11 protein-coding genes and 1 other RNA gene are annotated in these 13,869 nt (G+C 54.7%); 6 read left to right on the top strand and 6 right to left on the bottom strand.

The window, feature by feature from the left end:
- Nucleotides 1-172 precede the first annotated feature (172 nt).
- Together RHP47_RS11315 and RHP47_RS11310 are read left to right on the top strand one after the other, a co-directional pair.
- Entirely contained in the window at nt 173-460 is a 288-nt protein-coding gene (locus tag RHP47_RS11315; RefSeq protein ID WP_149820949.1) for a Mo-dependent nitrogenase C-terminal domain-containing protein, read from the top strand.
- 12 nt (nt 461-472) lie between these two features.
- Complete coding sequence (locus tag RHP47_RS11310) at nt 473-1,192, top strand: ComF family protein (protein WP_226971960.1); 720 nt, start codon at nt 473-475, stop codon at nt 1,190-1,192.
- Here RHP47_RS11310 and cobS read toward each other — a convergent pair.
- The 6 genes from cobS to RHP47_RS11280 form a co-directional block, all read right to left on the bottom strand.
- Nucleotides 1,123-1,854 carry an adenosylcobinamide-GDP ribazoletransferase gene (gene cobS, locus RHP47_RS11305; RefSeq protein WP_310840515.1) on the bottom strand — a complete coding sequence of 244 codons (732 nt, stop codon included), beginning with the start codon at nt 1,852-1,854 and terminating at the stop codon, nt 1,123-1,125. The genes RHP47_RS11310 and cobS overlap by 70 nt on opposite strands.
- Complete coding sequence (locus tag RHP47_RS11300; RefSeq protein WP_310840513.1) at nt 1,851-3,362, bottom strand: pitrilysin family protein; 1,512 nt, start codon at nt 3,360-3,362, stop codon at nt 1,851-1,853. Before RHP47_RS11300 ends, cobS begins: the two co-directional genes overlap by 4 nt.
- Before the next feature lie 8 nt (nt 3,363-3,370).
- On the bottom strand, nt 3,371-6,208 hold the full coding sequence (gene polA, locus RHP47_RS11295) for a DNA polymerase I (protein WP_310840512.1): 2,838 nt from the start codon (nt 6,206-6,208) through the stop codon (nt 3,371-3,373).
- A gap of 75 nt (nt 6,209-6,283) precedes the next feature.
- Nucleotides 6,284-9,424: an FHA domain-containing protein gene (locus RHP47_RS11290; protein ID WP_286668731.1), complete on the bottom strand. Its 3,141-nt coding sequence runs from the start codon at nt 9,422-9,424 to the stop codon at nt 6,284-6,286.
- 40 nt (nt 9,425-9,464) lie between these two features.
- A complete protein-coding gene (locus tag RHP47_RS11285) occupies nt 9,465-9,704 on the bottom strand; it encodes a hypothetical protein (protein WP_310840510.1) in 240 nt (79 codons plus the stop codon).
- Entirely contained in the window at nt 9,701-10,372 is a 672-nt protein-coding gene (locus RHP47_RS11280; protein WP_286625769.1) for a PHP domain-containing protein, read from the bottom strand. Before RHP47_RS11280 ends, RHP47_RS11285 begins: the two co-directional genes overlap by 4 nt.
- A 120-nt stretch (nt 10,373-10,492) precedes the next feature.
- On the opposite strand from RHP47_RS11280, the gene ffs reads away from it, so the two are divergent.
- The 4 genes from ffs to nadA all read left to right on the top strand — a co-directional run bounded on the left by ffs (nt 10,493) and on the right by nadA (nt 13,864).
- Nucleotides 10,493-10,589, top strand: an RNA gene (ffs, locus tag RHP47_RS11275) — signal recognition particle sRNA small type.
- 23 nt (nt 10,590-10,612) lie between these two features.
- Nucleotides 10,613-11,257: a bifunctional phosphoribosyl-AMP cyclohydrolase/phosphoribosyl-ATP diphosphatase HisIE gene (gene hisIE, locus RHP47_RS11270; RefSeq protein WP_286668730.1), complete on the top strand. Its 645-nt coding sequence runs from the start codon at nt 10,613-10,615 to the stop codon at nt 11,255-11,257.
- Nucleotides 11,258-11,335: 78 nt separating this feature from the next.
- Nucleotides 11,336-12,832, top strand: a complete 1,497-nt coding sequence (gene crtD, locus RHP47_RS11265; protein ID WP_302679511.1) for a C-3',4' desaturase CrtD — start codon at nt 11,336-11,338, stop codon at nt 12,830-12,832.
- Nucleotides 12,833-12,904: 72 nt separating this feature from the next.
- Nucleotides 12,905-13,864, top strand: coding sequence for a quinolinate synthase NadA (nadA, locus tag RHP47_RS11260; RefSeq protein ID WP_286625764.1), 960 nt, complete (start codon nt 12,905-12,907; stop codon nt 13,862-13,864).
- The last annotated feature ends 5 nt before the right edge of the window (nt 13,865-13,869 follow it).

Here is a 13,869-nt window from a genome sequence, read left to right as displayed (position 1 = left end):
CTCGCTAAGAGCTGTCAAATCAGAATCACAACGACTTTTTTCCCATCGAATGCAGCGACACATTTGCCCTTCTCAAAAGAGGGTTTTAAGTAACTGAAATTGCCTTCTTAAACAGTTGAGGAAGGGGAGCTTTCGCTGCCAACTTCAATGATTGAGTTGAGGTGTTGAGTTGATGACAATTTTGACGTTGGGGCAACGCATGCTCCGCACAATTTTGTGGCCTGTCCGGCAGTGGCTAGAGCATCTAGAAGTGCACGATCGCCAGCTAGCGCATCGTCTATGCCGCTTGATCCCCGCCCAGTGTCCCTTTGAACGCGATATCGTGGTTGCAAAATGGCATATTCACATTCCGCCCCTGTGCCACCTCAATCCCCTTTACGAGGAGCTCATGCTGTTGCGCTACCGTGCCCTCTGCTATTTGGCGGATGAGTGCCATGAGGATATTAGTGCCTACTGTTAGTACCTAGGGGGTGTGCTGGTGTGGCGATCGCTCACCTCCTTTTTGGGGCAACAGCCCTGTTCCTGTTGCGGTCGAGCCAGTCCCCAAACGATCTGTAGGGATTGTGAACGGCGGCTAAGGTCATGGGAAGTGCGCCAACGCCAACGCTACTGGCGGGGCAGTCTCCCCCTTTTTCCTTGGGGGTATTATCAGCAAGACCTCAAGCGGGCGATCGCCACCATGAAATACAACAATCACCCCGAACTGGCTGCCCTGTTTGGCCAATGGTTAGCCCTGAGTTGGTTGGAAGCGAAGATCGCCCAACGCCTCCCGTTGCAGATTGTGCCCATTCCCCTCCATCGCGATAAATTGCAGAGCCGGGGCTTTAATCAAGCAGCGCTCATTGCTGAGGGGTTTTGCCGTGCCCTTGAGCTACCCCTTGCCCCAGTGGGATTAATCCGCCAAAGAGCAACCCAGTCCATGTTTCAGCTTTCACTCACAGAACGCCAAGCCAATCTTGACAATGCCTTTCGCCTTGGGCGGGGTCTGCAACGCCAGCGCTGGCTCCTTTTGTGCGATGACATTTATACCACGGGGACAACGGCACGAACTGCAGCCGCAGTATTACGGGGGGCTGGCTACAAGGTCTTGGGGATCATCACCGTGGCCGTGGCGCTGCCGGATCAATTGACCGATCCCACCGTCAAGGCAACCAACATCAAGGCTTCCGTCCACTCAACAACCGCACCATAGGTATCCCCCGTGTGACCGCCCAACTGCCACTGCAACCATGCCGGGATCAAGAGAATCAAGAGCAAACCAAAAAGTAATTGCCCGAGGGGAAGCGGCAGCAGGAAGCTGAGTAATAGCACAAGTAAACCACTCGGCCAAAAATCGCGGGGAAAGACACCACTGGCTTTATGGATCTGACCCGTGCCTTGGGGTTTCAAATAGGGATAGCGGGCGATCGCCCACACCTGAGCAAGGCGCCCGATCACCAATACCCACACCAAGACCTGACCCCTCTCTAAACTGCTCAAGGCCGCTACTTTTAAGAGCAAAATGACGAGTCCTGCCATGACGCCAAAGGCCCCCGTGCGGCTGTCCGCCATCACCTCAAGGCGCCGCTGTTGATCCCTGACGGCTAAACCATCGGCCGTGTCCATGGCACCATCCAAGTGCAATCCCCCAGTTAATCCTAGCCAAAGTGCCACAACCAAGACACTGGCCACGAGGGGGGGAACGTGCAAAAATGCCAGCAGCCACTGCGCCCCCCAGAGAAGCATTGCCAACAGTAGCCCCACCCAAGGACACCACTTGGCAGCTCCCGCCAATTGCATGGGGCAGTTAGGGGGAATGGGCAAACAGGTATAGAAGGCGATCGCCCCCAGCCATTCCATCCAAATGGACTTCATGGGCGAGTTTGAATCTGTGCCACGGTTCGCTGCTGCGGTTGCAGGGATTGAGCCACCCGCTGAATGTCGGCAGGGGTAATGTCATTAATGGCCTCTAAACGGGCAAAGAGTTGCTGCCAGCCGCCGCCTTTTACAGCATACTCCGCCAAGAGTTTGGCCATGCCCTCATTGGACATCAGATTTTGCAGCAGTTCCATCCGCAGTTGGGTTTTCACCCGCTCCAATTCGGCTGGGGTCACGGGGGCAGTTTGCAGTGCTTTCAGTTCTTGGGCAATGCCTGCGGCAAGGGCAGCGGTTGTTTGACCCGGCGCCGGCGCCCCATAAATGAGAAAGCGATTGGGGTATTTGTTGCCGGGGAAGCCCACATAGGTTTGGACATTGAGGGCGAGTTTTTGCTCTAGGACAAGGGAACGGTACAGACGGGACGTGCGACCGCCACTGAGGAGACGTGCCAAAATTTCATAGGTGAGGTACGCGGGATCCCCCAAAGGTGGACAGGGATAGGCTTCAATATAGAGGGGTTGACTGGCGAATTCGAGGGTAATCTGCCGAGGTTCCGTTTGCGGCGGTTCGGGGGGAATCGTTGGGGTCTTGGCGGCGCCTTTGGGATAGCGACCAAAATAAACCTTGGCTAATTTCTTAACCTCTTGAGGATCCACGTCTCCCACCAGCACCATGGTCATTTTGTCGGGGGTGTAATACTGGCGAAAGAACCGTTCCACATCGGCGCGGCGCAGGTTTTGAATATCCTCACGGTAGCCAATGACGGGTCGGCGGTAGGGATGCTGACGAAAGCTGGTGGCCAAAAAGGCCTCAAAGAGTTGGCCGGTGGGGGAATTTTCAGTGCGCAACCGCCGCTCCTCAAGGATGACTTCCTTTTCTTGATAGAAGTCGCGAAAGACGGGTTCCAAAAAGCGTTCCGACTCTAGGGACATCCACAGTTCCAATTTGTTGGCGGGAAAACTGTAGAAGTAACGGGTGGCATCGGCAGATGTGGTTGCATTGAGACCCACGCCCCCGGCCTGCTGGACAATTTGGCCATATTGATTGCGAATCACATAGCGATCGGCAGCCTGCTGCACAGCGGCAAATTCCGTAATCAATGCCTGACGTTGCCGCTCATCCGTCGTGGCTTGCAGTTGCTCAAAGAGGCGATCCAGTTGGGCAAGTTTTTCTTTTTCAGCGGCATAATCCGTCGTCCCAATGCGGCGGGTGCCCTTAAAGGCCAAGTGTTCCAGATAGTGCGCCACACCGGTCTGGCCTTCCGGTTCATCAACGCCCCCCACATCCACGTAGGTGAGAAATGACACTATCGGGGCTTGGTGTTGCTCCATGACAATGAAGTGCATCCCATTGTCAAGATAGAATTCACTAATTTGATCCATGGCACGGTCAATGTAGGAGTGAATCGTTTGGGCGTCGGCCGGCAAGGAGAGGGCGATCGCCCCCAAAACAAGGCAGAGGAGAATTTGCCAGAAATAAACTTGCCAGTGGCGTTGCTGCCGCATCAACAAACCTAGTTGGCCTCCAGCCAGTTGGCCGCCGCGTAAATGTCCACCGCAAGGGGCACACTCAGGGGTACTGCTGTACTCATAACTTCGGGAATCGTAGTTTGCAGTTGTTCCCACGCCTCAGGGGTCATCTCCAACACCAATTCATCGTGGACTTGGAGCAGCAGGCGGGCTTCTTCAGGGGAAAGTAGGGGAGCCAGTTTCACCATCGCACACTTAATAATATCGGCACTGGACCCTTGAATCGGGGCATTGGCTGCCGCCCGCAATAGCCCCCGCTCGTAATTGCTCATTTTTAGTTTACTGGGATCGACATCGGCTAGCACCTCTAAAGGCTTGCCCCGCAGGACTTGCAGTTCAGAACTCTGAAATTCAAAATAGCGCCGCCGTCCCAAAATGGTTTCCACATAGCCTTGGCTGAGGGCAAGCCGTTCCATTTGCCGCAAATAGTCAAAGACCCGTGGATAGCGATCGTAAAACCGCTGAATAAACACCTTAGCATCGGCCACACTCACCCCGGCCTCACGGGCAAACCGCTGCGCTCCCATCCCGTAAATGACGCCAAAGTTAATAATTTTGCCCAAGCGTCGCTCGCTGGAACTAATGTCGGTTTTTTCTAAGAGAAACTGAGCTGTGAGATGATGGACATCCTCCCCTTTTTGGTAGGCCTCTAGCAGGGCAGGCTCTTGACTCAGATGAGCGAGGATGCGCAACTCAATTTGGGAATAGTCCGCTGCCACCAGCAACCAGCCCGGCTCGGGAATAAAGGCGCGGCGAATTTGCCGACTAAACTCGGTTCGAATGGGGATATTTTGCAGATTGGGATTAGAGGAGGAAAGGCGCCCGGTTGCCGTTACGGCTTGGTTAAAGTCCGTGTGAATCCGTCCTGTGTCTGGACGTACCAAGGTGGGCAACACATCCACATAGGTGGATTTGAGCTTGGCGAGGGTGCGATGGTTCAAAATGAGTTCAATCACAGGATGATCTCCCCGCAGTTTTTCGAGGGTTGCGGCATCGGTGGAGTAGCCCAGTTTCGTTTTATGGGTCTTTTTCGGATCTAACCCCAAGGTGCCAAAGAGCAGTTCACTCAGTTGCTTGGGGGAGGCCAAGTTAAAGGGTTGTCCCACGGCATCCCATGCTTGTTGTTGCAGGGCTGCCAGTTGCTGTTCCAGTTCTTGGGAGAGTTGCCGCAAATAGTCACTGTCAATACGAATCCCCGTGGCTTCCATTTCCGCCAGAATGGGTTCGAGGGGCAATTCTATCTCTAGGAGGAGTTGCCGCAGGCGGGGGGTCAAGTCGGCCTCTAGTTTGTCCTTGAGAAGATAGGTGGTATAGACATCGAGGCCGCAGTATTGTGCCACCGTGGCCGGAGACAGATCCGCAAGGGTTTGATCTTTGCCGACAAGACTGCGGTAGGTTTGGGCTTGGAGGGGCAGATAGCGTTGACACAGATCCTTGAGGTTGTGACTGGCTTCGGGATTAATCACATAGCTCGCCAGCATTGTGTCAAACACCACGCCTCGTAATTGAATCCCCTGAAACCGCAGCACCAAGCGGTCAAACTTGGCATTTTGCAAGACTTTGGGGTAGCGATCGCCCTCAAGAATCGGTCGCAAAGCGGCGAGGGTCTCTGGTAGGGGTAGGTTCTGCCCCTCTTTGTGCCCCAAGGGCAGATAGGCCACCTGATCAGGCGCTGCGCCCCAACAGCAGCCCAAGCCCACCAAGACAGCATCGCGGGGGTTCAAGGCCGTGGTTTCCGTGTCCCAAGCCACGGGATGGTTCGCATCGGTACAGGTTTCTAACTGGGCGATCAGCCATTGCAGTTGCTCTGGCGTTTCAATGAGTTGCACATTCACTGGATCGGGGGTGTCCGTCGGGGCAAAAAACCATGTTGCATCCGCATCGCTCTCTACATCCGGCAGTGTCCCCCCCAAGCGGAGGTGCCAGTCCTGAAGTTGCATCCGCAGGGCACGAAACTCCAACTGATCCAATAGCTGATCCAGCGTTGGCCAGTCAAAGGGACTCAGATGCAATTCCTCTAGGGGGAGTTCCAAGGGGACATCGAGGATAATTTGAGCTAGGGTGCGGGAATGGCGGGCATCGGCCTCCCCATTGATCAGCTTCGTTCTCAGGCCGGGGGGCGTAATCTCACTAATGTGGGCGTAAATATCTTCAAAGGTAGGGTACTGACTCAGTAATTGCACCGCTGTTTTCGGGCCAATCCCCTTAATACCGGGAATGCGATCGCTGGCATCGCCACAGAGGGCTTTATAGTCCACAATTTGCTCGGGCCAAACCCCCATTTTTTCCTTGACCTTGAGGGCATCAAAGGCCTCCAGACCCTGCTTGCGTTGGCCAAGGGTATTCCCCAGATACAAGACCTGTACTTGACCTTCGCGATCAATCAATTGAAAGAGGTCGCGATCGCCACTGACAATGGACACCTGCCATCCTTGGGGTCGCAGGCGATGGACCACCGTACCAATCACATCATCGGCTTCATAGCCCGGCTGACTCAACAGGGGTAGACGCAGTGCCCGCAGCAACGCCTGCAAATTGGCAATATCGGTCATAAAGTCCGCTGGAGTCTCCGCCCGTCCCGCCTTGTAGTTCTCATCGGCTGTGTGGCGAAAGGTGGGTTCCCCCAAATCAAAAGCAATGGCCACATGATCCGGCTGCTGCTGCTCCAGAATCTCCAGCAGCGTCTTAAGAAAGCCAAAACACACACTAGTGGGAATCCCCGTGGAGGTACGCAACCCCCCCTCTCGCCCCTTACTAAAGGCGTAGTAGGCACGAAAGGCCAAGGAATGGCCATCAATAAGCAAGAGATTGGGGGTGGACATGGGAGCGTGAAGAGGACAGCTTTTCCATTATTCAAAAAATTGCTCCAAAACCCCACCCCTGAAAATGCCAGCGTATCAACGGCTAAAGTCACGGCGTTTTTGGCAGAAGGGCAAAGCCACTAGCATTGCCAAGATGAGAATGCTTTGATCGCGCCAATGGCGTTGCACATCTACGGTAAACATGTAGCCTTGATCTCGTTGGAAGCGGCTGATAATCCCTTGGGCTTCATTGATGGCACGACTGCGTTGGCGGTTCCACTCAGAATATTTTAGTTCCCACTCATCCATGGCTGCCTGATAGGCTTGCAGCCGTTGCAGATAGTCTTGGAGCGCCGCTGGATCATTGGGGGGATCGCCGGGAGACGCCGGTCGAGGGGGGGCGGGTTCATCCACTGCCGGTACATATTTGGCGCGAATACCCGGAAAGTTGCAGGTTTGAAACAGACCCGGACCATAGCAAAGACAAAAATCCCGCTGCATCTCCTCGGTCATTTTTTCCCGCTCTTCCTCTGGCTCCAGCCAACAGGGGTCATTGGCAATGTCATCCCCCATACCCGTGAGCTTCACCATCGCCTCAAAGGGCCACTTAATCACCGTCAGATGGTTAATAATCTGCCCCGGTAACCCGAAGGAAGAAACGGGCTGAATCCCGCCACTAAAGATAATTTGGGGCACTAAAAACATCAGCACCAGTAGCGGCACAATGTTCTGGCTAGGGGCAAAGGCAGAGACCAAAAGACCCATCGCCATACCGCCAAAAATGGCAAGGGCAAGGGTGACGTACATGGCAAAAGTAACCCCCCAATCTCCCGGTAAATCCACCGCCAGCTTTGTCACCGCAAGGTAAGTGGCCGCTTGATAAAGGGCTAGCCCAAGGGCGATCGCCACCTTGGAGCCAATGTAGGGCAACAGCCGCAGGCCAATCATCCGCTCCCGCCGATAAACCTCCACCTCCTTAACCAATTCCCGCATCGTTGTCATCGCACCAATCATCACAGCAATCAGACTGGTGACAAAAATCATCGTCAGGGCTTGACCCCCATTCCCCGTTTCCGGATTAAAGAGATCCCGCTGCCAAGAAACAAAACTCAAACTCCCCAAGAGGGGGGCTATTAAGAGGGTCAGCAGCAGGTTACTACGATCTTGGCCAAGAATTGTGAGATTGCGGCGGGTGAGAATGAGAAATTGTTGCCAAGGGGAGATTTTCGACTTGGTTTCACTGCTGCGACGGGATTTGCCCTTGGTGCGCCGTTGACTTTCATCGGGCATGTGAGCTAGCACCTGCTGTCGCCCGACCACATATTCCTGATAGAGGCGCGATCGCCGGTAGGCTTCCTCTAGTTCTGCCGAAGTGGGAGCATTGGGGTTTTTCTCTTTGTCTAGGGCACGATAAATACCAGAGAAATCCTCAAGCTTAATGCCACTAAAGCGATCGCCAAAGGTAGCCCGAAAGTAGGGCAGCAGTTGATCAGGAGGACCAAAGTAGGCCAGCCGGCCGCCCGCCGCTAGATAGATCACCAGATCACACTCCCGAATATTTTGGGTGGCGTGGGTAATAATGAGAATCGTTCGCCCCTGATCCGCCAACTGCCGCAGCAAAAACATCAGGTCAGCTTCCGTGCCCGGATCTAAGCCAGAGGTGGCCTCATCGAGGAAGAAGAGACTGGGTTGCGTGAGCAATTCGGCACCAATACACACCCGCCGCTGCTGACCGCCACTGAGGCGGGAAATGGGCACATCGCGACGATGGTTCAGTCCCAATTCCGTTAACACCTCGGTCACCCGCTGTTGGCGTTCCGCTGGGGTTGTATCGGGAGGCATGCGTAGTTTTGCCGCGTATTCCAAGGCTTGGGCGATCGTCAGTTCCTCGTGGATGATATTTTTCTGCGGCACATAGCCCAATTGCGCTTGAAAGGCCTGATAGTTGCGGTAGAAATTTGTGCCATTCACCAGTACGGTGCCGGTTGTTGCTGGCCGCAGTCCATTGAGGGCATCGAGGAGCGTTGACTTGCCGCTACCACTAGGTCCCAAGATGGCCACAAACTCCTTGGGCATGATCGATAGCGAAATATCGTGGAGAATTTGCGTTCCCTTGCCCACCACCTTACTGAGGTTGATGGCATCTAGGCGCATGTGACCCGATTCGGCATATTGGGTCAGGGTTTCATCAACATTGAGGACAAGGCGATCGCTACCAATGCGAATACTGTCCCCCACCCGCAGCAGTGTGGGTTCCTCCACCTCACGGCCATTGACAAACGTGCCATTACTCGACCCCAGATCCGTGAGCAGGAAATCGCCATTGCGGCGCTCAATTTTGGCGTGGTGACGGGACACCGTTGGATGCTCAATCACCAGATCATTGCTTGGATCGCGGCCAATCGTGAACGTGTTGTATCCCACCAGCGAAATCGTCTTCACGGGGACGGTGGATGTCGCATCGGCCTCAGGAATCGCCAGTACTGTTGCTGTGCTCAACTCCGTCGCGGGGCTAAAGACAACGGCATGACGCTCTGTGTCAATGCGATCGGGCAACTGCTGCCCCACATAGGTCAGTGTGACAAATTCCGTCAGGGCATAACTCTCCCCGATTCCCAAATGCACATTCATTGCCGGTTGCGGGTCACTGAGATCTACCACCTGCAAATGCTGATCCGCAAAGCGTAATTTCAAGTGGCAGGGCAAAAGTTCAGGGGTATCCACCACCACATCGCAGGCGGGATGGGTTCCCAAAAGCGTCGTTTGCTCCTGTAGCCCCCAGCGTTGTCGCCATGTTTTGGTGCGCACTTCAATCACAGGGACTTCAGTCTCTTTGCTGACCTCAGTGGCACGGAGTTGATAGTCGTGGTAGTGCCAGATGAGGCGAAAGCGCACAGCAGAGTTGCCCAGTGTAATCAGGTCGCCATCTTCGAGGGGAATGGGGGTATTGGGCACAACCGGTTGGCCATTGAGATGGGTGCCCGCTGTACTGCCGAGATCCACGAGGTGAACTTTCCCTTCTTGCCACTCCAAGAAAGCGTGGTAGCGGGACACGGAAAGATCATTGAGGACAATGTCATTATCGGGGGCACGGCCAATTTTGAGGCCGCTGGCGGGTAGCTGAACCCCCTGCTCACTGACGGATTTGACAAGTTCTAACCATGCTGTTTGAGTCATGACCTTGGGGCAAAGGGGCTTGATGCCGGTCAGTTTACTGGATTCTGGCCGATCTGACAAAAGACGCCCGCCAAAGCTCAACCGGCGCAGAAACCTATCATTATTGCGAGGATGGCAAGGAAGGCATCGGCAAATAACTCGCCACCCGTGACCATAGAAACTGCGCTTGCTCCCACAGGCGATCGGGACCAATGCCAAAAAAGAGTTGCAATAGGAAGACAATTAGGGCAATCCTCAAGGCAGTACCCACGGTCACCTTCAGCACCCTGATCAACCAGTGCAGCACCAACCCACTGATGGCGATCGCCCCTAAGGTGATCAGGATTTCAGTCACCGTCATCGCCGCACCAAAATATCTTGGCCATGGGTATCCGTGCCGCAGGTCTCCAGCAACTGGTGTTCAACGGCCAAAGCATGCACAAGGGCTGTTGTTTCAGGGGTGGGTTCCCACACATCGGGATTGCTGTAACAGTAGTAGGTTTCCACCCCATCAATCCCCCGCGCCACAGCTGCGGGAATCAATTGTTCAGCGGGCAGCCGATAACGTGCCGGGTGCGCCAAAATTGCCAGACCCCCCGCCTCATGGAGAGCCGCAATCACCCGTTCTGCTTGTGCCAATTCTCCTTCGGGAGCAGTTCCCAAGGCGTAGGGATGCAAAACCCAGGCATGGGGGTCAAAGCCATAGCCCAGAATATGCACCTCAGTACCCAAGAGTTGAGCCGTAATTTCAATGCCCGTGTAAATTTGGGGGCGATCCGTTCCTGGATAGGCTTCTACGTAGATGCGAGCCTGAAAATAGCCCTCTAGGGCATGGTGATCGGTAATGGCAAATCCCTTGAGGCCATGGATCATTGCCTGCTGTGCCACTTGCTGCGGTGTCAGCTGGCCATCGGAGCAGATGGTATGGAGATGAAAGTTATAGCGATAGGGACAACTGGTTGCCGTCAATGTCCGAAAGAGACCTTTGAGGGTCTCCGCCTGCGTCACCATCAGTGCAGCAAGGGTCATAGGCATTACCAAATCTTACGCTGTTACCTCTTTAATATAAACTTTCTTTAAGAAACGAGAGATAAAGATTCCTAATAGGGCGATTTATGTACCTCGATGGGGTGTGCTAGGATACAAGTTGGCTCGGAATCATGCGATCGCAACGCCTCAACCTTGTCAGGTCCGGAAGGAAGCAGCAATACGGGATGCTTGCGGTAGGCGTGATCTCCGGGTCACCCTCTTGAGACCTGCGAACAATTCATGCCTGCCACTACCCTTAGCCTCCCCCTCGATGAGATTCGCTACGATGAACGGGGTTTAGTGCCAGCAATTGTCCAAGACTATTTGGACGGCACCGTGTTGATGCTGGCGTGGATGAATCGGGAATCGCTACAGAAAACCCTTGAAACCGGTCGTACGTGGTTTTGGAGTCGTTCGCGCCAAGAACTGTGGCCCAAGGGCGAAACCTCTGGCCATGTCCAGTGGGTCAAAAGTATCCGCTACGACTGCGATAGCGATGCCCTGTTGTTAACAGTAGAGCAAGTGGGCCAAGTCGCTTGCCACACGGGGCAGCGCAGTTGTTTCCACCGCCATGGGGAGGCCGGACAACGGGTAGAAGACCCACCAGCAGATACCCTTTCGCAAGTGTATAACGTGGTCTGTCAGCGGCGCGACTTTCCACAGCTACAGTCCTACACTTCCAGCCTGTTCACAGCCGGTGATAATAAAATTCTCAAGAAGCTGGGCGAAGAAACCGTAGAAGTGGTGATGGCCTGCAAAGACGATGACCCCGAGGCGATCGCCGGTGAGGTGGCGGACTTGTTTTACCACACGCTAGTTGCCCTTGCCTATCATGGGGTGTCCCTGCGGCAGGTCTATGAGCAGCTTCAGTTGCGGCGGCGCTAGTTGCTTGCCGTTTTCCTTGTCAGCACTGGCTCAACGTCGTTAAAGTGCTAGATACAGGTAATTTACATAACTATACAAATGGCAAAGCAGGTGGTCGTCATTGGCGGCGGCATTGGGGGTCTGACCACAGCGGCATTGTTGGCACGACGGGGCTATCGCGTTCAGCTGTTTGAGCAGGCAGCCCAACTGGGGGGCTGTGCCTCCACATTTCAGCGGCGGGGCTTTACCTTCGATGTTGGCGCCACCCAAGTGGCTGGCCTTGAGCCGGGGGGGATTCACGCGGCAATTTTTGCTGAATTGGAGATGCCTCTGCCGGCAGCCACCCCCTGCGATCCTGCCTGTGCGGTGTATCTGCCGCAGGAAACAACGCCCATCAATGTTTGGCGCGATCGCGATCGCTGGCAACTGGAACGTCAACACCACTTTCCCCACAGTGAGCGGTTTTGGCAAGGCCTCGAACACCTCTTTGCCATTAGTTGGCGATTTCAGCAGCGGCAGCCCATTTTGCCCCCGCGCAATGGCTTTGATCTGTGGCAATTGGTGCAAGCCCTGCGTCCGGAGACGCTTCTCACGTTGCCCTTTAGCCTGATGACGGTGACCGATTGGATGACTCTCTGTGGTGTCGGGGGCGATCGCCGGCTGCGGCAATTTCTGGATTTGCAACTCAAGCTCTACTCCCAAGTGGATGCCAGTGAAACTGCACTCCTCTATGCCGCCACCGCCCTCTGTCTGTCCCAAGACCCCCACGGCCTCTACCATCTCCACGGCAGTATGCAGGTTCTCAGTGATTTACTCGCCAATGCCTTGCAGCGCGATGGCGGTCAAATTTACACCCGGCATTTGGTGCGTTACATTGAAGTCGAGCGGGGGCGTGCCGTTGCTGTACAGGTGGAGAACTTAAAAACAAAAACCCTTCAGCGGGTCGAAGCCGATCACATTGTGGCCAATGTCCCTGCCCAAAACCTACCCCAACTCCTAGGGGATGCCCTTCCCGCTGGCTATGCCCGCCGTCTAAAAACTCTGCCCCCAGCCTCCGGTGCCTTTGTGATTTACCTTGGCGTTAAAGAGGCCGCCATTCCGGAAAGTTGTCCGCCCCACTTGCAATTTCTCTACGATCCTGCAGGCCCCATTGGCGAAAACAACTCCCTCTTTGTCTCCGTCAGTCAGCCGCGGGATGGCCGTGCCCCTGTTGGCTATCGCACCCTGATTGCTTCGAGCTTCACCGAAGTGAATTTTTGGCGTCAGCCTGACTTAGACTATGCCGCCACCAAGGCGCAATACACCCAAACAGCTCTTGAACACCTCGGGGAATTCTTTGATCTGCGGCCTGAGCACATTGTCCACTGTGAAGCGGCGACCCCCCGCACCTTCTGGCGCTATACCGCGCGGCTAGATGGCATTGTCGGGGGCATGAGTCAACGCCTGAGCACCTTTGGCCCCTTTGGCTTAGCAACCCGCACCCCGATTCCTCACCTGTGGTTAGTGGGAGATTCCGTGCATCCGGGGGAAGGTACGGCCGGTGTCAGCTATGGTGCCCGTGCCCTTGTGCAGCAACTGCTCGCCAATGATGCCTAAGGGATTCCTATTTTGGTGAAAATCACTATAATAGAGAGACTCGTTACCAATTGCGAAAGGAACCCACTGCCTGTGTTTGCGACTCTCGCTGCCCCTCAACCGTCCCTGCCGTTGGATTTAATTGCGGCCATCCAAGACCTGAAGCGGGAACTGAATGCAGTGATTCTAGCCCACTACTACCAAGACCCCGCCATTCAAGATGTGGCCGATTACATTGGTGATTCCCTTGGGCTGTCGCGGCAGGCCGCCAGTACCAATGCCGATGTCATTGTTTTTGCTGGGGTGCATTTCATGGCCGAAACTGCCAAGATTCTCAACCCCGATAAGCTGGTGTTGCTGCCGGATTTGGCGGCGGGCTGTTCTTTGGCAGACAGTTGTCCTGCGGACGCCTTTGCTGCTTTTAAGGCGCAGTATCCTGATCATTGGGTGATTTCCTACATTAACTGCACTGCTGAAATCAAAGCCCTGAGTGACATTATTTGCACCAGTTCTAATGCAGTGAAAATTGTGCAGCAGTTGCCTGCGGATCAGCCCCTGATTTTTGCCCCCGATCGCAACCTTGGTCGCTATGTTATGGCACAAACCGGACGGCAGATGGTGCTGTGGGACGGCAGTTGCATTGTCCATGAAACCTTTTCAGAGCGGCGCATCCTCGAACTCAAGGCCGCCTACCCCACGGCCCAGGTGATTGCCCACCCCGAATGCGAAGAAGCCGTACTCCGCCATGCCGATTTTATTGGTTCGACAACGGCTTTGCTCAACTATAGCCAACGCCAAGATCACGATACCTTTATCGTTGTCACCGAGCCAGGGATTCTCCACCAGATGCAGCGGCGCAACCCAGAGAAAACCTTTATCCCTGCGCCCCCTCAGGATCAGACCTGCAATTGTAATGAGTGCCCCTTTATGCGCCTGAATACCCTAGAAAAACTCTATTGGTGTATGCGCGATCGCCAGCCCCAGATTGAACTACCAGAAGACATCCGCCTTGCAGCGCTCAAACCCATCCAACGCATGCTGGAAATGTCCTAAACCAA

Source organism: Thermosynechococcus sp. QKsg1 (assembly GCF_031586415.1).
Classification (GTDB): Bacteria; Cyanobacteriota; Cyanobacteriia; order Thermosynechococcales; family Thermosynechococcaceae; genus Thermosynechococcus.
This window is presented reverse-complemented; position numbering and strand designations above follow the sequence as displayed.

What these genes read in the sequence shown, in the direction of transcription:
- RHP47_RS11315 (WP_149820949.1), top strand. Translation starts at nt 173, where the DNA reads ATGACAATTTTGACGTTGGGGCAACGCATGCTCCGCACAATTTTGTGG.
- cobS (WP_310840515.1), bottom strand. Translation starts at nt 1,854, where the DNA reads ATGAAGTCCATTTGGATGGAATGGCTGGGGGCGATCGCCTTCTATACC.
- RHP47_RS11300 (WP_310840513.1), bottom strand. Translation starts at nt 3,362, where the DNA reads ATGCGGCAGCAACGCCACTGGCAAGTTTATTTCTGGCAAATTCTCCTC.
- polA (WP_310840512.1), bottom strand. Translation starts at nt 6,208, where the DNA reads ATGTCCACCCCCAATCTCTTGCTTATTGATGGCCATTCCTTGGCCTTT.
- RHP47_RS11285 (WP_310840510.1), bottom strand. Translation starts at nt 9,704, where the DNA reads ATGACGGTGACTGAAATCCTGATCACCTTAGGGGCGATCGCCATCAGT.
- RHP47_RS11280 (WP_286625769.1), bottom strand. Translation starts at nt 10,372, where the DNA reads ATGACCCTTGCTGCACTGATGGTGACGCAGGCGGAGACCCTCAAAGGT.
- hisIE (WP_286668730.1), top strand. Translation starts at nt 10,613, where the DNA reads ATGCCTGCCACTACCCTTAGCCTCCCCCTCGATGAGATTCGCTACGAT.
- crtD (WP_302679511.1), top strand. Translation starts at nt 11,336, where the DNA reads ATGGCAAAGCAGGTGGTCGTCATTGGCGGCGGCATTGGGGGTCTGACC.